The organism is Acinetobacter sp. 226-1, assembly GCF_030329325.1.
Lineage (GTDB): Bacteria > Pseudomonadota > Gammaproteobacteria > Pseudomonadales > Moraxellaceae > Acinetobacter > Acinetobacter sichuanensis.
This window is the reverse complement of sequence record NZ_JACANU010000020.1, coordinates 7,041-26,716: the sequence shown is the minus strand read 5'-3', so window position 1 is coordinate 26,716 and position 19,676 is coordinate 7,041. Positions and strand designations below refer to the sequence as shown.

Here is a 19,676-nt window from a genome sequence, read left to right as displayed (position 1 = left end):
TTGAATGGGTTCATGTGCAGCTCCATCAGCAAAAGGGGATGATAAGTTTATCACCACCGACTATTTGCAACAGTGCCGTTGATCGTGCTATGATCGACTGATGTCATCAGCGGTGGAGTGCAATGTCGTGCAATACGAATGGCGAAAAGCCGAGCTCATCGGTCAGCTTCTCAACCTTGGGGTTACCCCCGGCGGTGTGCTGCTGGTCCACAGCTCCTTCCGTAGCGTCCGGCCCCTCGAAGATGGGCCACTTGGACTGATCGAGGCCCTGCGTGCTGCGCTGGGTCCGGGAGGGACGCTCGTCATGCCCTCGTGGTCAGGTCTGGACGACGAGCCGTTCGATCCTGCCACGTCGCCCGTTACACCGGACCTTGGAGTTGTCTCTGACACATTCTGGCGCCTGCCAAATGTAAAGCGCAGCGCCCATCCATTTGCCTTTGCGGCAGCGGGGCCACAGGCAGAGCAGATCATCTCTGATCCATTGCCCCTGCCACCTCACTCGCCTGCAAGCCCGGTCGCCCGTGTCCATGAACTCGATGGGCAGGTACTTCTCCTCGGCGTGGGACACGATGCCAACACGACGCTGCATCTTGCCGAGTTGATGGCAAAGGTTCCCTATGGGGTGCCGAGACACTGCACCATTCTTCAGGATGGCAAGTTGGTACGCGTCGATTATCTCGAGAATGACCACTGCTGTGAGCGCTTTGCCTTGGCGGACAGGTGGCTCAAGGAGAAGAGCCTTCAGAAGGAAGGTCCAGTCGGTCATGCCTTTGCTCGGTTGATCCGCTCCCGCGACATTGTGGCGACAGCCCTGGGTCAACTGGGCCGAGATCCGTTGATCTTCCTGCATCCGCCAGAGGCGGGATGCGAAGAATGCGATGCCGCTCGCCAGTCGATTGGCTGAGCTCATGAGCGGAGAACGAGATGACGTTGGAGGGGCAAGGTCGCGCTGATTGCTGGGGCAACACGTGGAGCGGATCGGGGATTGTCTTTCTTCAGCTCGCTGATGATATGCTGACGCTCAATGCCGTTTGGCCTCCGACTAACGAAAATCCCGCATTTGGACGGCTGATCCGATTGGCACGGCGGACGGCGAATGGCGGAGCAGACGCTCGTCCGGGGGCAATGAGATATGAAAAAGCCTGAACTCACCGCGACGTCTGTCGAGAAGTTTCTGATCGAAAAGTTCGACAGCGTCTCCGACCTGATGCAGCTCTCGGAGGGCGAAGAATCTCGTGCTTTCAGCTTCGATGTAGGAGGGCGTGGATATGTCCTGCGGGTAAATAGCTGCGCCGATGGTTTCTACAAAGATCGTTATGTTTATCGGCACTTTGCATCGGCCGCGCTCCCGATTCCGGAAGTGCTTGACATTGGGGAATTCAGCGAGAGCCTGACCTATTGCATCTCCCGCCGTGCACAGGGTGTCACGTTGCAAGACCTGCCTGAAACCGAACTGCCCGCTGTTCTGCAGCCGGTCGCGGAGGCCATGGATGCGATCGCTGCGGCCGATCTTAGCCAGACGAGCGGGTTCGGCCCATTCGGACCGCAAGGAATCGGTCAATACACTACATGGCGTGATTTCATATGCGCGATTGCTGATCCCCATGTGTATCACTGGCAAACTGTGATGGACGACACCGTCAGTGCGTCCGTCGCGCAGGCTCTCGATGAGCTGATGCTTTGGGCCGAGGACTGCCCCGAAGTCCGGCACCTCGTGCACGCGGATTTCGGCTCCAACAATGTCCTGACGGACAATGGCCGCATAACAGCGGTCATTGACTGGAGCGAGGCGATGTTCGGGGATTCCCAATACGAGGTCGCCAACATCTTCTTCTGGAGGCCGTGGTTGGCTTGTATGGAGCAGCAGACGCGCTACTTCGAGCGGAGGCATCCGGAGCTTGCAGGATCGCCGCGGCTCCGGGCGTATATGCTCCGCATTGGTCTTGACCAACTCTATCAGAGCTTGGTTGACGGCAATTTCGATGATGCAGCTTGGGCGCAGGGTCGATGCGACGCAATCGTCCGATCCGGAGCCGGGACTGTCGGGCGTACACAAATCGCCCGCAGAAGCGCGGCCGTCTGGACCGATGGCTGTGTAGAAGTACTCGCCGATAGTGGAAACCGACGCCCCAGCACTCGTCCGAGGGCAAAGGAATAGAGTAGATGCCGACCGAACAAGAGCTGATTTCGAGAACGCCTCAGCCAGCAACTCGCGCGAGCCTAGCAAGGCAAATGCGAGAGAACGGCCTTACGCTTGGTGGCACAGTTCTCGTCCACAGTTCGCTAAGCTCGCTCGGCTGGGTCGCGGGAGGGCCGGTCGCAGTGATTCAGGCCCTTCTGGATTGTGTTGGTCCCCAGGGCACGATTGTCATGCCCACGCACTCGGGTGATCTGACTGATCCCGCAGATTGGAGATCGCCGCCCGTGCCTGCCGATTGGGTGCAGATCTTGCGCAACGAGATGCCGGCATACGATCCGCAAACCACACCAACTCGGAACATGGGTGCAGTGGCTGAATTGTTCCGGGCGTGTCGCAAACACTTTTGGAGGCAGCTATCACCCAGCCAAGGCCGGTATTTTCATGCTTTGTTAACCTTTTGCAGTCCGAAGAGGCGCGCAAGCAAATCATTCTGGTCATTGACGGTCCAGCCGCCTGAAAAGCCAAAGCCCTTCCGCAGCCACAGCATCGCCTCGAAACCCGCGATGGTTCGCCGCGCCGTGTTAAAGGATTGGAAACCGCCGATCTTCGGCATGTTCTTCTTCACCCGGAAATGGTCGCTCTCAATCCCCTGCTGGAGATGTTTGGTCACATAATGCACGGGATCGGGATGGAGAAGCCCATCATCAACCGACGTTTTGATCGTTGACGGGAAGGTGTTGGCCCCGTCCGTCCCAATCCTGTTCGGCGACAACAAGGGTTCATCTTTAAGCATCTTTCGGAAGAACCGCTTGGCAGCGTCGAGATCGCGCTTAGCGGTCAGCAGGAAATCCACCGGATTGCCATGCTTATCGATGGCTCGGTACAGATAGCGCCATTTGCCGCGGATCTTGACATAGGTCTCATCAATCCGGACCGAGCCGCAATGGGGTCGACGAAACTGCCGCAGCCGTTTCTCGATGACAGGTGCATAAGCCAATACCCAGCGGTTGATCGTGCTATGATCGACCTCGAAGCCCCGCTCGCGAAACATCTCTTCCAAGTCACGATAGCTGAGCGGGTAGCGCAAGTACCAGGCAACCGCCTGTACAATCAGCCAGGCCTCGAAATGCCTGCCCTTGAAATCATCCTTCGACTGGCGCTTCAGCTTTTCGGCAATGGTATTCAAAATCATCGGCTCGCTCCGCAATATCAGGAGCGGCAACTTCTCTCCCCATGGTCAACATCGAGTTAACCTGAAGAATTTGCGACAAGGCCATGCGTTCCGCTCCGGAGATGTCTGGCTTACTAGGTCCCGGCGCTATGGCGATCTGAAACACGCACTCGTTCCGGCACAATCCATCGCGGAAGGCGGTCGTCTCGCTGTGCCATTGCGGCCGGAGGAATGGCTGGCAGACCGGCAAGCTCGCCTCGACATGCGGTTGCGCGAGCTTGGCCGTGCCGCTCGCGCAGGCACGATCCCGGGCGGGTCGATTGAAAACGGCGTTCTGCATATCGAGAAACTCGAAGCCGCCGCGCCGACAGGCGCCGAAGATCTGGTGCTCGATCTCTACAAGCAGATCCCGCCCACGCGCATCACCGATCTCCTGCTGGAGGTGGATGCGGCGACCGGCTTCACCGAAGCGTTCACCCATCTGCGCACAGGAGCACCCTGCGCTGACCGGATCGGGCTAATGAACGTTATCTTGGCGGAAGGGATCAACCTCGGCTTGCGCAAAATGGCGGATGCGACAAACACCCACACCTTCTGGGAATTGATCCGCATTGGACGGTGGCATGTCGAGGGCGAAGCCTATGACCGGGCGCTGGCCATGGTGGTCGAGGCACAGGCAGCGTTACCCATGGCCCGGTTCTGGGGCATGGGCACGTCGGCTTCGAGCGACGGACAGTTCTTCGTCGCTACAGAGCAAGGTGAGGCCATGAACCTGGTCAACGCGAAATATGGCAATACCCCGGGCCTGAAAGCCTATAGCCACGTCTCCGACCAATATGCGCCGTTCGCAACCCAGGTGATTCCTGCAACGGCAAGCGAAGCGCCTTACATCCTCGATGGCCTGCTGATGAACGATGCTGGACGCCATATCCGCGAGCAGTTCACCGACACGGGCGGCTTCACCGATCACGTCTTTGCCGCATGTGCCATTCTCGGCTACCGGTTCGCTCCGCGCATCCGCGACCTGCCATCCAAACGGCTCTACGCGTTCAATCCGTCGGCCGCCCCGGCGCACCTGCGAGCGTTGATCGGCGGAAAGGTCAACCAAGCCATGATCGAGCGCAATTGGCCCGACATCCTGCGCATCGCCGCCACCATTGCTGCCGGGACCGTCGCGCCAAGCCAGATTCTGCGGAAACTCGCCTCCTATCCGCGGCAGAACGAGCTCGCGACAGCCCTGCGGGAAGTCGGTCGCGTCGAGCGCACCCTGTTCATGATCGACTGGATTCTGGATGCCGAACTCCAACGGCGTGCCCAGATCCGGCTCAACAAAGGCGAAGCTCATCATGCGCTGAAGCGGGCAATCAGCTTCCACCGCCGCGGTGAAATCCGCGACCGTTCCGCCGAAGGCCAGCATTACCGCATCGCCGGCATGAATCTGCTCGCCGCCATCATCATCTTCTGGAACACCATGAAGCTCGGCGAGGTCGTTGCAAACCAGAAACGCGATGGAAAGCTGCTATCGCCCGATCTCTTGGCCCATGTTTCGCCGCTCGGATGGGAACACATCAATCTCACCGGAGAATATCGCTGGCCAAAGCCTTAGCGTAGGATTCCGCCCCCTCCCGCAAACGACCCCTTAACTGACGAACAACTCGCACAAATTCTTATCCCGAAACGATTTGTACCACCTACTCCACCTGAACATGAAGGCAAGAATATGGTCTATGTATTTGATAGTGAGGATAAGTTTGAACTGACTTATGATGAGCTGGTGGAAATCATTAGCAAAGCTAGAATGGCTGGTCCGAAGTTGATACCTGTCTTAGGCACCGTGAATTAAATTGTGCAGTGTTCGCACGCCACTTGAAACATAACTTGATTGGAAATGAATTTGGGCTGAGAAAAATTCAGTTCAAATTTAACCTGACGGGCACACTAAAAAATGGGTAATTGTCAGATCGAGTTTGGACTACAACACTTTAGCTCATCGATTTACCAAAGTGCTAATCTTTACACTATTGTCTAAAATCCAGTGACCAAATTGTGATGCTAAAGCTTTTAAATTCCCTTTATTATGAATCAAAGTTAGTATGATGCTTTTCATAAAGACAGTTTACTTATAACCAGAGAGATTTTTAAACAATTCCCCCTTTTCAGTTTGCTTAGGCTATTTGATCCAGAGTTCATCTTTTTGCATCATTTTTAACATTAAATTAAATATAACCAGCGGAGTAACATTTTTTTTGTTAGAGCCGACAACTCTTTGAAAACTAAATTTAACGGTTCGCTCAGGAGCATCCAAATTAACTGGGTAGTTTTGTTTTTCTAAATACAGATGATCTCCTAACATTGGCTCTATACCAGTAATAAAATTAACAATTTGTTGCTCATCACCTTTCATTCGGCATTGAAAATGTAGAAAATTCTTACGCAGTTTTCCAAATAATAATAATATTTTAAGCGCCTTAACCATGTTCTTTTCTTTCAGTGCATCTTGCTGCCTATCATCTTTATAATGAAAATCAAGGAGAGGAATTATTTCATCTGGACGAGTCAGTTTTTTAGCCTTTTCGTAAAGTTCATCAAACCAACTCTCTTCTAAATTCTTACTATAAACATAATTCGTTTTTAAATTAAATTTTTGGCGATCCATCCATTTAGTGCTCATCCATTGACATCGTTGCATCCATTCTTGAGCTTGGGTATCTTCGCTTAAACGACCTTCTCTAAAACTTATCAAACGTTGAAAAGGTGTCAGAGTACTCTTCTCTATACTAAACTTCTTTTCTTGTCGGCCAGCCATCGTAACTGGCTGTGTTTGCTGATAAGAATTAAACCATTTCTGCTGCTGAGTATAACGATTTAGGTTTATGTAGTCTGTACTTGACTTCACTGGACTAAAACACTGTTCTAATACTTTTTTTGAAATGATACACGGCGAATTATAAATTCGATCGACTGCTAATAAATCCAAAACATGAAGGTAATTTGAAGCCGTTTGCTCAATACTGCTATGCCCCATCCAAGAGGCGAGCACCTGCCATTTATGTTGAATAATCTCTTCTTGAGCACGTGCTTTCATACCAAACAATAAATCCCTCATCTTTTTTGCTTTTACCCAAGGACAATCTGTGTAGGTCTTGATCATTTCTTTTGAACCGAGCAAAGTTATTGCTAGATAGTTAGCAGCACTGTGGCGTAATGTATGAAAACTAAAGCCATGATGCATACCTAATATTTGACTAAACAAATCTACTGTAATTTTGCTGATACATTGATCAGTTAATACACGATGATTCACACTAAAAAGTAGATCATCCTGCTGATTAACCAAATATTGCTCATAACGATGTTGTATGTAACGTTGTACTACTAAAAACTCATGTTCTGACAATGCAATTTTCAATGGTATTTGACGATTCGCACTTCGCGTTTTCAGACGGCGATATGAATTGTCTTGGATATGAAGCGTGATATTATTAAAAACTGTATTTTCTTTTTCTTTATAAAGTAGCTCTGGGCAAATAATATCTTGTATTTTAAGACAACGAACTTCATTTAATCGAAGTCCAGTTCTATAACTTAGTAAATACATCAGCTTTAAACAACTCAGATGATCGACCCACTCTGATGCCGTTGGCTCTTGACTTAAATTTTCTAGTTTTTCCAATAATTTGCCAAATAGCAAAGGACTCACTAGCCGTGCATTGCAAATTTGTAAATGCTTAAAACTTGAATTCTGTAACACCAATACCCCTGGAGCATCATAATTCTCTATACAGAATTGATGAAAATCTTTTAGGCGACCAAAACGGTATTCTGCGCTTTGGTGCATCTTACGAGAGGTTTTTCCTTTCACCGAATCTCGTTGAACTGCTTTTTCATCACGTTCACTGCTGTATTTCAATAGCTGCCGATATAAATCCTCATAGTCATCTATGGATTGTTGCTTTAAATCTAATTTATTGAGCCAAATCTCAAATATAAATTCTTTGCCAAACGATCCTAAGTAGCTTTCAATAGTTGATAATTGAAGCCCTCGTTTTTTTAAATGCATTAACCAGTGAATTAAGCGTAGTTGAGCATCAATTAAAGACTTTTCCTCCGTATTAGCATCAACTATCTTCTCCTCTAACACCCTTCTAGTTTCTTGCCAAAAACGTAGCGTGCGTTCTTCTTTATTCCTCTTTTTATCTAAACGCTCAACTTTTTGACCTTTACGTTTCTTTTGACCAAACAACATCAACTCATACGGAATCGTTTGTAATTTGCTTTGAACAGTCGGAACTTCAGGAAGTAACTGCTCTTGTTCAAAATGAATAGGGCGATTATCTGCTTCTGTGACTTGATTGTAATCATTATTCCACAGCAATCTAAATTCGGATGGCCTTAAAGCAACAGTATTAATCTCTTGCTGAAGCACATTACTCAAAAATATATCTATGCTGAGGTTTGGATTAAATTCGAGTACCATTTGCACATCATTAAATGCACGAAATCCACGGCGTTTAATTTGATATTGCAGATCCCCAAGACTTTTTTTCCTGCCTATCTTACTCAAGCTTTCTAAAATACAATCTTCAACTGAATGTTGCAGACAAAATTCTTTCTGAGTAGCTTTCAACTTTTTTAAATATTGCAAAATGAACTGCGCATATGGGTTAAAAAAAACATGTTTCCATTGGTACAACTTTCCCTGTTCTACATCGTTGCCATATTGAGAGTTTTCAACACGATAATGTAGTAACAATGGATTAGTGATTTTTTTGTAGTCCGAATGGTATAACCGAAAACAATTCAGATCTGTACCAAGCTCAATGGCCTCCTGCAATTGCTTCTGAATAGCAATCAAATGCTGTTCATCTGCACAGCCTGAAATATATATAAAACTTAAGCATAAATTTCCCCATAAGTACTTTGGTTCATTCCAATATTCAAATGAATCTTGCCAATACTGCCTTAATTCCTTAAGTACATGGATATGTAGATGCCCCTGTTCTAACCGTGACTCTGTACTCTCAATTTTTCTAGGCAGTACGATCCGTTTAGTATGTGGATTTAGCTTAATTCTGTATGATTTTTTATCTACATTCTGGTTGAATTGCTTCCTTCTTTTATTAAATTCATCTTCAGTAAATTGCATCAGTTTTGATTGTTCGTCTCGGCTCAACTTTTGACTCAAACAATCAACACTATCTTTAATGTCATGCCATTTTTCAGCGATCAGCTGATCAAGTTTTTGCTGCATTTCTTTCGTCAATACTTCAGGTGGAGAAGGCTGTCTATCTAGCGACTTTTTCACCATTTTATGAATATCAACAAATAGATCATCTAGTTGTGGTTTTATTAGTTCTTTGATTTTTTGCATACAACTATTTTCGCTCTAAGTGTTTAATCGATAAAGATTTGACATTATCTTGCAATTGCTGGCGGGCTTGCTGTACATAGACATTCGGGATAAGTGAAGAATGCGGATGAAAAGCCTCTCGGTCACGTTGGTCATGACCATACAGGGCCTGAATTAAGTGAAAAGCTAATGCTGGTTTACCCTCTTGCTGCTCATGCATCAAAAAGTTCATGTCAAAATGACGTAACCAATTCGAATACATATTCTTTGGAAAGACTCCTTGCATATATGAATTCACCCATTTTCTCGATAAAGGGATTAACTTAATTTTCCTGCTCTGCCATTCTTTGACAGTTATCGGCAAGATATCTTTACTAAAAATGACCTTACCAAAAAGATCATTTACAGTTATCTTCTTCTTTGCAAAGACTTGTCTAAAAAATGAACCGTACGCTTCAATAATTTGTTCTAAAAAGGCAGTGTAATTTTGCAGTGTTTTTATGAAAAAATCAGATAAAGGGATAAAACGACCATCTTTTCTTGCTTTACTATTTTTTTTATCATTCACATATAAAAGCTTGAGCTCAACACAATAATCATCCAAATTCCCCAACAGGTTTTTTTTAGGCCGACTTGCCAAACTCAACAAACTGATATGCCACATCCAACACGCATATGCATTAAGTTGATTAATAATGTGCTTATCTTCTTGGATGTTTTCGTGACAATGTCTATGTAAAATATGGAATTGCTCTTTCACAAAATTGGGTTCAAGTGCCAGTTGGCTCCCTATCCTTCCTATAGATAATGCAGATTGCACTTTGAATTGTTGTTGCAATATTTTTAGTTCAGCCGTGTCTTCAGTAAAATGTGTGGAATGTGGTGTAAGTGCTTTTTCTAAAAAGGCTAGATATGTGCTACTGAGTTGAGTTTTCGGTAGCCCGCCATAATAGATACCAGGCATGTGATGCTGACTATCCCGCCCAGCAATTACATGAGCAAGATATTCATTATATGTTTCATAATATATATGAAAATATAATTGAGCCTGCAGTTTTTCTACAGTGATCGAACCTACAAACCGATTATCAAGCCAATTCTTAAGTTTCGTATTAATGTGTGTTGATGAAATTAGTGGATTCGATGCTTGTTCTATATAGTCAAACCAAGCAGAAGGTAAATGTAGTTGATGTGTCATCACTTCATTCCACCGCACATGATTTAAGCTCTTAATCTTCTGCTCTGTAATTTTAAGATTTAATTTGAGTAAATATTCGCGACGTCTACTTGAACCATTCTGGATCAAAATTCCATCTTGAATAAGCTCGTTAAAATCCATCAGTGCGACGGGTGATAATCCCGTCAAAAGTGACAATAAACATGCTGCAGCGATTGCAGCATCCCTCCAGTGCCCGGATAACTCGGTTCTCAACACATAAACAATTTGCTTCAGTATATCTGGCGCCAAATAATGTGGATTTGTAACAAAAGGAGCATGACGGCGCTGGCGATGCCGCATTAGATGCGTCGCATTATCGCTGAGTATATAATTTAAATTTTTAGACTTTTCATCTTCTGAATAAAACTCCATTTCAGGATCTAATAGATCAACTTCACCCTCTTCATCTTTGTGAAGAGCGGCATCATAAATACTAATCTTTGCGTTATGTCCAATATCTACTTGCTTACCCGTTTTAATTTCACGAAATTTTTTGAGTTCATTTTTCGTCGGCCATTGCAAAACTTTGCTTTTTTTTGACTTACGCTGACGATGAACTACACGACGATCATCTAGTCTTTTAAAAATTATTAATAGAGCCGATAAATACTCTATGACTTGTACTTGTTCGAAATCTTTAATATTAAAAAGTTGATTACGATCCTCTTTTTTCAAATTACGTTCGTACGTGACATAACAATTTAGCAGCTTACTACATTCATGAAATAATTCAGCATGATTAGAATCCAGCACATATCGTGAGACATAGCGTAATAGGTCACAAACATGTTTTTGCTTATTCTCAGCTTTATCAATTTTTGCAAATTCTTGATACTGCCGATATGTTAAAAAACTCGCTTGTAGAATCAAATAACGTTGCGATGACAGCTCTTGTGTATTACTAGAATCTGGACATGCAAAAAAACTCACAGCAGCTAAAAAAGAATACTTACCGATCTGTCTGGAGCCTGATATATAGCTATAAATTTGTTGTGCTAATTTGTATAGAGCGTAGACATCTTTATACAAATCATCTGATAGATCGACAAATTGTGTATTTACAATATCATCACGTAATAGACAATAATCTTGTTGATATTTTTCTGCTAAATCTAAGAATTGCTCTTGTGTTTCAATGTTTGGCATATTCATTTTCGCTTAATATTTTTATCACGTTGCATTGTTTAAATTCATTGTGATCAGAACGATTTGGTAAAAGTTGATCCTTTATTGAATTCTTTGTTAGCTTAAAAAATCTTGCAAAAAATTTAGCATCCAGTTCTTTCTGAGCTTTTCTTTCAAAGCACAAGTGTTGTTGTGATTTTTCGATAAAATCATCAAGATTATGTATCAACTGTAAGATTGCAACATAATTAGAATGCACACGTAAGCCTGGCTCCGTTTGCATCAATAGCAAGATTTTTTGCCAAATTTTCACATAGATTATTTTGAACTTTGCTTGTACTACTACTTTCTGACTCTGTTTAATCTTTTTGATTTTCAGTAGTTCTGAGTTAATTTTTACTATCTCAAGTTGAACATTTTTTCGGTCAAAGCAAAAGGGCATGATAAATTGCCCCATAAAAATTTCTATATTTTTTACCAAATAGTCAAATCTTAACATTTTTATCGATTTAAAAAATGAGCATATCTTTGTATATGAAACTTCATTTAATTTATCAACTAAATTTTCTCAAAATTACAATTCTCAACAAATACATACGGTTTGCTTATCTATGACGGTCTAAATTTTAAGAATTCTTCCACTTTTTTTTAGTTTTCTGTTATTACATGAAACAATACCGTTGTATTACATTTTAGAAATGCTGTGTATGCAGCATTGATCAAAAAGATTCTCTGCTATACTTACTTCACGTGTAGCATCAATGGAGTTTCGAAATGCTCAGAACCACTGAACAGAAAAGAAAATATATTCAAGCGACACGTTCGCAAAACTATCAAGCCAGCCTAAAGCTTGAAGGCATTACAACGACAGCTCAAACAACTCAACAAAGTAAAGCTGAAATCTTGCAAAAATATAAGAAGTATTCGCAACCCGAATCTTAGTCAGGTGCATGTATGGATAAATATGGGGAAATGGGTGACAGCCTGTATTGTTACCCTGGCACAAATATCCTAAAGAACAAACTCAATATTCGTGATGAACAAATTTTAGAACAAGCTGAACTGGAACTGTCTGGATTAGCAAGTAGTCTCATTGAATATGCTGAACCACCCTACGACTTAAAATACTTAAAATCAATTCATGTACAGCTTTTTGGCGACTTATACGACTGGGCAGGAAAATTAAGACAAATCGATATTTCCAAAGGTGATACCCGTTTTTGTAATTTTTCCCGTATTGAAATTGAAACCAATAAATTACTTAGGCCACTTCAAGAAAAAAAATACTTTCAAGGCTTAGCACCACAAAAACTAATCCCTCAACTTGCCGACTTGTATTGTGAGCTTAATGTCATACACCCATTCCGTGAAGGTAATGGACGTACACAACGGATTTTCTTTGAGCATCTGATTGCTCATTGTGGTTATGGTCTTGATTGGTCTCGCATTGACTCTCAACAACAATGGATTCAAGCAAATATTGAAGGTTTTTATGGTAATTTAAATCCATTAATTCAGATTTTTGAAATATGCTTTATTCAAAATACCTAAAATTTAAGTAGTCGAAGCCCACAATCCTTAATGAGCCATCATCTTTGCTTCAATCCACTGATTAATTTCCCAAATAAACCAACAATCACGATTCTTAGAAATCTTAATACTCTTCGGGTAATTTAGGATCGTAATATTCAGATTACTTATCCAGAATTGAATAGATCGTTAACTTAGATAGACTTTTAAGCAATGTAACTTGCCGCATGTTTATCAACATATGTCTCAAAAAAGTCTGCCCATACATAGATTTATGGTGTTTAGTGCTTAAATTTCAGATTAATCTTCGTCTGATGACCTGAATGGATGTTACAGATTACATGCAGGTGAATTACTCTGTGGCTGTATCATGGCTTTTGTGCAATCCAATCCATTTGATCCGAATGTTCTCTTTTGCAATAAAGCAGCCTCTTCTGCTTTTCCTGAACCAACGAACTATGTCATTGATTTGATTCAACCGACAACAGTGATGCTGAATCAAATCTCCAAAGAAGGGATTAAATGCAAGAAATGTGGTAAGAAAAAGATAGGGGATGGAAGTTATTATCCGTCTAATTGGAACCAGCCCATGAGTCGAGATCAGTTGAGTAAGAATCATTTTAAATGAATAAGAGAAGGATGGCTTACCTCACTTCTCCGAATAACAATGCTATGCTTTTCAACCAAGGTTATAAATTGGCAACTACATTTCATTCTTCTTCATGCTGGTCCTATAGCCTGTAGACAATTACTACATCATTTGCATTCAATGCTCAATACAGCCTGTCAGCAGAACCGCAGCGATACTTTTTTTCGTGCATACATGTAGTGTTTAAATCCATTCATTTTTCAATGATCCTCTGCCGTTTATCACATTTATGGTCGATCTTTAACCTTGTGAAAAATGCACATACCGATCCCTTCAAACTGTCAAATTTATGTATGCATGACATTTAAAGAAAATTATCTGATCAATTTTTTTAGGTAAAATTCATCAAGAAAAAAGTTATTATTATTCATAACATCACCAATAACCACATAAAAACAATAATTTAATAAATTATTCTTCCAATTTTTTTATATTTAGTGTTATATGTCGCAATTTTGCATAGACATGAATTTGATAAAATCAGCCCAGAAAGCCAGAAATTCATAAAAACTATTTCATCAATCCCCTATAACTTAATCACGTTCATGGTCGATCTTAAATCTTGTGAAAAGTACTCATGCTGACCTAGCCAAACTGTAAAACTCATGTATTCATAGCCTTTAAATGAATCTTTCAATCGGTATATTTAAGGTAAAAACTAGTAATCAGAAGTTATTATCACCCCCATATAAAACAAGGATCAACTTAAAAACAATAACTTAGTAAATTATTCTTCCATTTTTTTTATATTTAGTGTTATTACGAAACTACAGCTAGTTTGTGTTAGCTATTTTGTACACTAATCAAATAATTTTCAGTGGCAGAACACACCAAAGAAATTAGAAAATATTATATGAATTAATATATTGTTAGATAAAGTTAGGAGATGGACTTTTATTATTTATTTTTCTTACGTTCAGCCTTGCGCTGTTCACTCAATTTTTGATGCTCCTCTTCACTCAATTTAACCTTAGTTTGGTTAAATGGTTTACCCAGTGTTAAGTTATATTTTTCAGCACCTAAAACACGTTTTGCTTCTTTCAGAATTACATCACGAATAAAATCATTCAAAGACTCACCAACGAATCCGGCTGCTTCTTTTAGAACTTTCTCTTCCTCATAATACAAAGGTACAGATGCTAAACGTCCGTGCTCTTTACGAAAGCGTTTCTTCACATCTTGGGTGTGTGGAGTGAGAATAATCTTGTACATTAAATTACGTGTGTATTCGACTTCTTGACCATTAGCATCATCTACAGTCGCTTCAGGATTCTCTAAAATTTCCTCAAGATCATCACCAAAACCTAAAGATGGTTTACTCTTATTTTTAACCATTATAGGATCTCCACCAAGAAATCATTAAATTCATCTCTAGCCTTAGAGCTACCCATTTCCATTACAGACAAGCCTTGAATCGTTGCATCACGGAATTGTTTACGATCACGGATAATGGTGTTTAATAACTTGAATTTAGGAAGTGTTCCTAGCAGTTCGATTGAATCTGCAACTTCAGTAGATCTTGTATTTGATGGAGCTTTATTAACAACCAGATATGGTTGAAGCTTTTCATTGACCTTGTGATAGGTATTAAATAATTTCAATACAAATGGAAGGACTTCAACATCGGCTTGGCTTGGTTGTGTTGGAACAATTAACTTATCACTGACTTGAAGAGCAGATCTAAATTCTTCACTGTCACGCCCAGCTACGTCTAATAAAACATAGTCATATTTCTTTTGAAGATCTAAAAGGATCTTCTTTAAATCACCAGTATGGTATTCAGTATAAACAGGATTTTGAGTTCTACGCTTAGACCATTTAAGAGCTGACTGTTGATCATCAGCATCAACTAGGACTATAGACCCCTTCTTACTCAAGGCTACAGCAAGGTTTGTAGCCAGTGTTGTCTTACCTACTCCACCTTTACGATTGGCAATGGTAATTATCATTTCTTCTTCTACCTAAATAGATGTAACAATAGCTCTATTGTATAAAGGATTAATATAAGTCTACAAGAATAATATTTGTTTATTTTGTAACAGGTTATAGATGTGATGTGCCGCATTAAACTGGGGGTGATACAGATTCTAAAGCACTAAACTATACGGGTTGATATCTTTTTATATATCTGGTTTTAATATTAATTTATGGTACGTTTCAAACTGTAAGCATCCGGTGAACCACCGCTTTTTCTAGCTATTCAATACCGTCCATAGTTTCCATTATTAAAAGTGCTGCATTTGCCCCCAGTAAAAGAAGAACTGAACCGCCGCCAGCAATCAAGAGACTGTTGCTCACATTAGGATTCTACTGCAGCAGATGCTCTAGATAGCTTAGTCTTTTGAATATCAAATATTACTCTAGTATAATTAAATGATCTGTATTGATGAAATCAAGCGTTCTCCAGCCCATGGACATGCATGCGGATATGGATACTGCAATGGCATAGGTGATGAGAGCCTTTGGCTACATCAAACCACATTGCGCTTATCTATTCTGTAATAAGCATGGCCATCGCATGAAAGTCCTGGTGGTCTGGCTTTGTGCCAGACGATTGGAATAGGACAAGTTCCATTGAGCTTTATCCACCAGAGTGAAACTGTAGCACTCAGCCTAGAAAATTACAGGGCTGATCCAGGGTAAACCCTGACAGCGTATTGGACTGCAGCAGGTGATGAATATGCTTTCTATAGAGGAAATCTTAACAATGTCATGACTTAATTGAACTAAATCTACAATCTCTTGGATGTTCATTTAATAGCTGTATTGTTAGAGGTATTAAATGATGTAAAAACTTGTATTTAGTTATTCTAATTACAACATTTTAACTATTTTAAAAGCAGGCTTTGTATTTAATCTAGTATCTTTAACTTTATACCATTTTTCAATATCAGTAGCTTTTGCTTTGTCAGGTATATTAAGTTCATTATAAACATCTTGAATACGAACTTTTATATCTGAACGAAGAATAACTTCATCCTTTTTCAAATTAAGTAAAGTCGGAATTTCAGTTGCATTATCCTTCTGTGCATCTTGAATCTTTAATGCTCTTTCAATTGGTAACTTTCTATATTCAAATTTTCTAATCGTGTCGTGCGTCAAAACATCATAAGCAGTTTTGAAATAGTCATCCTTTGCATCAACCAATTTATAAATTTTAGAATTATCTGCATCTCTTGCTTCACAATATTCTTTCATCGTTTCATAAAAGCACTGGCTATGACCTGATAAAAATTTAGCTACACCTTCAGGTTTATGAGCGAATGCTTTATGTTTTGTTTCATCAGTCAGTAAAGCTCTAAATGAGGCAGAATATCCATCTTCATTAACTTCAGCACCTGCAACAACACGTACCACATAAGTTGCTTCTAGTGCTTCGTATGCCTGTAATTCAGCTTTCAATGCAACGTCTGAAACATACAGTTCACCTTTTTCATCTTTGAATGTGTACTTGTCATCTTCAGCAGCTTTTCTTAATTGTTCACGTCCTGCATCTGACATTTTACCTTCTTTGATATCATTCAAAACGTCTTCGCTGTCTTGGATACGTTTCTGAACTTCCTGCATCCATTCTTCTTTTGTACAACTTGCAGCTTCAGGTAGATTTCCAACTAATAGATTAATGTGTTCATTATATTTTGTGTTTCGAATACGACCACAAATTTGAGGTACAAGTACATGGAAATCTACTTTTGTAGCATCACGGAGTCCATTAATGATGATGTAGGTTTGTCCTTCTTCATCGAAGATGTCTGCACCTTCAAAAGCAGTTGAAGTATACAGATTGATCTTTGCAGGGGCTGAAGTGATGTCACTGATCTTTGCCCATTTCAAGCCAAGCTTACTATTAAATGTTTTTTGGTTTGAATTTGATTTTGAACATACAACTCTAATATCGTCAGGATTAAACAGATTCTTACCTGTTTCCTTATCAACTAAGGCTTTCAACTTACTTAGGATAGATGCAATTTCTGTCACTGAGTTATAGAAGATATGAGCATTGCCTTCAATTGTTCCCATCAAATAATCATAGCACAATCCAAACAAAGCATTGTTTACACCTACGCCATGTTCAATTTTTTGAAGGTTAAATTTAACCGGTCTAACATCACCCCACTCGATTGTACATAGTGGTAAATGTTCGAGTGCTGAAGGAAAATATTCACGTTTTGTTGGTGTCGCTGTTAAGAAAACGTACGAACCAAACTTGTTATAGTTTTGAAGTACATATTCACAAGTAGCTGCTTTGAAACTACCTAAATTCACAAGTGTATGTGCTTCATCAATCAGTAATTTAAATGCTTTTGGATTGAAGCCTGGTGTTGTTAGGAGTTTTGGTAATGAGTCAAAAGTACAAACAATTTTTCTAGAACTTGAAGTGTCTTTTAAATATTCTGTTATTTCTTCTCTCTCGGTATCACCATACACGCCAATTAAATCAACAATTCCTTGGTTGTCTGCTAATTTGGATTTAAGTAGGTTAATGTAAGGAACGAGAACTACATAATTTTTTGCATTACGGATAACTAATGTTGTACCACCACAACCTGTAATTTGTTTATTTACATAACAGTTGTCTGGAAAATCCTTAATTAGATTTGAAAGTTTTTCGGAGCTATCACTAGCTATAATTGTTATTGTATTTGCTTGAGCATCTTGCTCTATTTTTACTGCATTATTTATTACTAAATCTTGTAAATTCATTTATCGGATTACCTAAATAGGTCTTAATTTTTAGTGTCATTTATATGTTGTCAGGATATGAAGTAGTGAGGGATAATCCTCTATCCTATGTGATTAACAGTATCAAAATTATAAATCAATGTCAACACTTTATTTCACACAAGTCCATTGTTTACTCTTTTTAAGTATTTGATTGATAATATTTCAATATAAAAAAGTGTAAAATCAAACTATACACTTTTTTAAGCATACCCCCCTTATCTAAGATAGAAAAGTGTAAGGGTTTCTCTTGGACATAGCATTTTGTCTTGAGATCAACTAACGCACTCTGTTACTCTCATTCTATAGTAAACTGGTTCAGTCGTTTGTTTGCTCAAACTATTACTCGGTATATCAAAATGCTAGCGCATTTAGCTATACGCTCGCAAAGTTTCGAGCTAATAAGATTTGATTGATTAGATAATTATTTTACACTTTTTTTAGAAATGAAAATTAAATATACATTTACTATAAAAACAATTGTTTACAAGAAATACTTTACACTTTTTTTCCCACAGCCCTTTATATTATACAATAAATTGTGTAAGAGCTTAGGCAGTTATCAACAGTTATAAATTCAAAGAGTTCTTTTAAAATAGTAAAACATAGTCCTAAGACAAAAGCTTGTCTTGAGTTAGATATAAATATAATAGTAATCAATTAGTTAAAAATTTTTATCTTAAAAGAAGAATTATAAAAATTAATTAACATTCCTTCTAAAGCTCTGACGAGCCTTAGAACTCATTAACCATCTATAAAACTCTACCCTTTCTCATTTATATTCATGTTCTAAGGAACATAAAAAATCATTTATTAATTTTGTAGAAATAGAGGTAACAGTTTAAAAACATGTCTTTATTCTATTGGACTGAATAGCCACCAAAATTCTAGACACATATATCCATCTTGATCCTCTCTCGCTTTAACAACTGAAAGAAACTCTCGGTAACAGCATTATAATGGCAGTTTCCACGCCGACTCATACTGCTTTCAAGATTATGATGCTTGAGAAATGTCTGCCACCCATGGCTGGTGTATTGACTGCCTTGGTCAGAATGAATCAGGACTTTGTTCTTTGGGTTTCTTCGCCACAAAGCCATCAATAATGCATTTAAAAGCAGGTCTGTGGTGATTCTGGATTTCATCGACCAGCCAACCACAAGACGCGAAAATAAATCAATCACCACCGCAAGATATAACCAGCCTTCATGCGTACGGATATAAGTGATTTCAGTCACCCACAGTTGGTTGGGATGAATTGGATAAATTGTCGGTCTAAAGTGTTTGCAGCAACGACAGCGGTATTACCAGCATGAGATCTAGGTTTACGATAACCCCGCTATGATTTAAGACAATTAGCTTTCATCAACCGATAGACCTGATTGATCCCGTAACTCTCACCAACATCTTTCAAATCACAGTGAATCTTGCGATAGCCAGATTCTAGCCAGAATTACCCAAAGAGTTGTTGCCGTTTCTTGGCAGTTTTACTGGTTGGTTGCTTTAACTTTTAACCATGCGTAATAATCACTGTGATGAACATCCAGAGTTGAACATAAACAACGGATCGGCTATATTTGCTGATTGTCCTGAATAAAGGCGTACCTCATTTGGACTGGCTTGCGAAGTACACCGCGGCCTTTTTTAATATGTCCCTTCCAATACGGCTATTGATACAGCTATTAAAACAGCAAAAACAAACGATAAAATATAAGCAATCACCTACTCAAAAAGCTCAACAACCAAAAGCCGTGAGCCAATTTGATTGCA

13 protein-coding genes and 3 pseudogenes are annotated in these 19,676 nt (G+C 40.7%); 8 read left to right on the top strand and 8 right to left on the bottom strand.

What is annotated here, in order from left to right; all coding sequences use genetic code 11:
- Nucleotides 1–127 precede the first annotated feature (127 nt).
- From aac(3)-IVa to HX124_RS18170, 3 genes and pseudogenes are all read left to right on the top strand, one after another.
- The gene (gene aac(3)-IVa / locus HX124_RS16920; RefSeq protein WP_001199192.1) at nt 128–904 is read left to right on the top strand and encodes an aminoglycoside N-acetyltransferase AAC(3)-IVa; all 777 of its coding nucleotides are present in this window, start codon (nt 128–130) and stop codon (nt 902–904) included.
- A gap of 228 nt (nt 905–1,132) precedes the next feature.
- Nucleotides 1,133–2,158 (top strand): aminoglycoside O-phosphotransferase APH(4)-Ia, encoded by a 1,026-nt coding sequence (aph(4)-Ia, locus tag HX124_RS16915; RefSeq protein ID WP_000742814.1) that lies wholly within the window; start codon nt 1,133–1,135, stop codon nt 2,156–2,158.
- Nucleotides 2,159–2,163: 5 nt separating this feature from the next.
- Nucleotides 2,164–2,517 (top strand): annotated as a pseudogene (locus tag HX124_RS18170) (AAC(3) family N-acetyltransferase); the annotation flags it as partial.
- 62 nt (nt 2,518–2,579) lie between these two features.
- On the opposite strand, the gene HX124_RS16910 reads toward HX124_RS18170, so the two are convergent.
- Nucleotides 2,580–3,332 (bottom strand): IS6 family transposase, encoded by a 753-nt coding sequence (locus HX124_RS16910; RefSeq protein WP_000602738.1) that lies wholly within the window; start codon nt 3,330–3,332, stop codon nt 2,580–2,582.
- A gap of 85 nt (nt 3,333–3,417) precedes the next feature.
- On the opposite strand from HX124_RS16910, the pseudogene HX124_RS16905 reads away from it, so the two are divergent.
- Nucleotides 3,418–4,917, top strand: a pseudogene (locus HX124_RS16905) (Tn3 family transposase); the annotation flags it as partial.
- 6 nt (nt 4,918–4,923) lie between these two features.
- Nucleotides 4,924–5,154: a hypothetical protein gene (locus HX124_RS16900; RefSeq protein WP_150378268.1), complete on the top strand. Its 231-nt coding sequence runs from the start codon at nt 4,924–4,926 to the stop codon at nt 5,152–5,154.
- Nucleotides 5,155–5,481: 327 nt separating this feature from the next.
- Here the strand turns inward: HX124_RS16900 and HX124_RS16895 are convergent, their stop codons facing one another.
- Genes HX124_RS16895 through HX124_RS16885 form a run of 3 tightly spaced genes read right to left on the bottom strand, consistent with a single transcriptional unit; the run spans nt 5,482 to nt 11,462 of the window.
- The gene (locus HX124_RS16895; protein ID WP_151208140.1) at nt 5,482–8,682 is read right to left on the bottom strand and encodes a tyrosine-type recombinase/integrase; all 3,201 of its coding nucleotides are present in this window, start codon (nt 8,680–8,682) and stop codon (nt 5,482–5,484) included.
- A gap of 4 nt (nt 8,683–8,686) precedes the next feature.
- Nucleotides 8,687–11,026 carry a hypothetical protein gene (locus tag HX124_RS16890; RefSeq protein ID WP_127800787.1) on the bottom strand — a complete coding sequence of 780 codons (2,340 nt, stop codon included), beginning with the start codon at nt 11,024–11,026 and terminating at the stop codon, nt 8,687–8,689.
- Nucleotides 11,013–11,462, bottom strand: a complete 450-nt coding sequence (locus tag HX124_RS16885; RefSeq protein WP_002046161.1) for a hypothetical protein — start codon at nt 11,460–11,462, stop codon at nt 11,013–11,015. The genes HX124_RS16890 and HX124_RS16885 overlap by 14 nt, the downstream gene beginning before the upstream one ends.
- A gap of 317 nt (nt 11,463–11,779) precedes the next feature.
- Here HX124_RS16885 and HX124_RS16880 point away from each other — a divergent pair, with 317 nt between their 5' ends.
- From HX124_RS16880 to HX124_RS16870, 3 genes are all read left to right on the top strand, one after another.
- Entirely contained in the window at nt 11,780–11,947 is a 168-nt protein-coding gene (locus HX124_RS16880) for a YhfG family protein (RefSeq protein WP_000946583.1), read from the top strand.
- A 12-nt stretch (nt 11,948–11,959) separates the two neighbouring features.
- A complete protein-coding gene (locus HX124_RS16875) occupies nt 11,960–12,556 on the top strand; it encodes a putative adenosine monophosphate-protein transferase Fic (protein WP_286384205.1) in 597 nt (198 codons plus the stop codon).
- Between the two features lie 349 nt (nt 12,557–12,905).
- Entirely contained in the window at nt 12,906–13,163 is a 258-nt protein-coding gene (locus HX124_RS16870) for a hypothetical protein (protein WP_004726728.1), read from the top strand.
- Nucleotides 13,164–14,081: 918 nt separating this feature from the next.
- Here HX124_RS16870 and HX124_RS16865 read toward each other — a convergent pair.
- The 4 genes and pseudogenes from HX124_RS16865 to HX124_RS16850 form a co-directional block, all read right to left on the bottom strand.
- Entirely contained in the window at nt 14,082–14,519 is a 438-nt protein-coding gene (locus HX124_RS16865) for a type II toxin-antitoxin system TacA family antitoxin (protein ID WP_100355857.1), read from the bottom strand.
- Complete coding sequence (locus HX124_RS16860; protein ID WP_100355858.1) at nt 14,519–15,133, bottom strand: AAA family ATPase; 615 nt, start codon at nt 15,131–15,133, stop codon at nt 14,519–14,521. The genes HX124_RS16865 and HX124_RS16860 overlap by 1 nt, the downstream gene beginning before the upstream one ends.
- An 865-nt stretch (nt 15,134–15,998) precedes the next feature.
- Nucleotides 15,999–17,888, bottom strand: a complete 1,890-nt coding sequence (locus HX124_RS16855; protein ID WP_100355859.1) for a DEAD/DEAH box helicase family protein — start codon at nt 17,886–17,888, stop codon at nt 15,999–16,001.
- A 914-nt stretch (nt 17,889–18,802) separates the two neighbouring features.
- A pseudogene (locus HX124_RS16850) lies at nt 18,803–19,555 on the bottom strand (IS3 family transposase); the annotation flags it as partial.
- Nucleotides 19,556–19,676: the final 121 nt, after the last annotated feature.

Excerpts from the sequence above, each read along its gene's own strand:
- HX124_RS16910 (WP_000602738.1), bottom strand. The coding sequence starts at position 3,332 with ATGATTTTGAATACCATTGCCGAAAAGCTGAAGCGCCAGTCGAAGGAT.
- HX124_RS16895 (WP_151208140.1), bottom strand. The coding sequence starts at position 8,682 with ATGCAAAAAATCAAAGAACTAATAAAACCACAACTAGATGATCTATTT.
- HX124_RS16890 (WP_127800787.1), bottom strand. The coding sequence starts at position 11,026 with ATGCCAAACATTGAAACACAAGAGCAATTCTTAGATTTAGCAGAAAAA.
- HX124_RS16885 (WP_002046161.1), bottom strand. The coding sequence starts at position 11,462 with ATGGGGCAATTTATCATGCCCTTTTGCTTTGACCGAAAAAATGTTCAA.
- HX124_RS16880 (WP_000946583.1), top strand. The coding sequence starts at position 11,780 with ATGCTCAGAACCACTGAACAGAAAAGAAAATATATTCAAGCGACACGT.
- HX124_RS16875 (WP_286384205.1), top strand. The coding sequence starts at position 11,960 with ATGGATAAATATGGGGAAATGGGTGACAGCCTGTATTGTTACCCTGGC.
- HX124_RS16870 (WP_004726728.1), top strand. The coding sequence starts at position 12,906 with ATGGCTTTTGTGCAATCCAATCCATTTGATCCGAATGTTCTCTTTTGC.
- HX124_RS16865 (WP_100355857.1), bottom strand. The coding sequence starts at position 14,519 with ATGGTTAAAAATAAGAGTAAACCATCTTTAGGTTTTGGTGATGATCTT.
- HX124_RS16860 (WP_100355858.1), bottom strand. The coding sequence starts at position 15,133 with ATGATAATTACCATTGCCAATCGTAAAGGTGGAGTAGGTAAGACAACA.
- HX124_RS16855 (WP_100355859.1), bottom strand. The coding sequence starts at position 17,888 with ATGAATTTACAAGATTTAGTAATAAATAATGCAGTAAAAATAGAGCAA.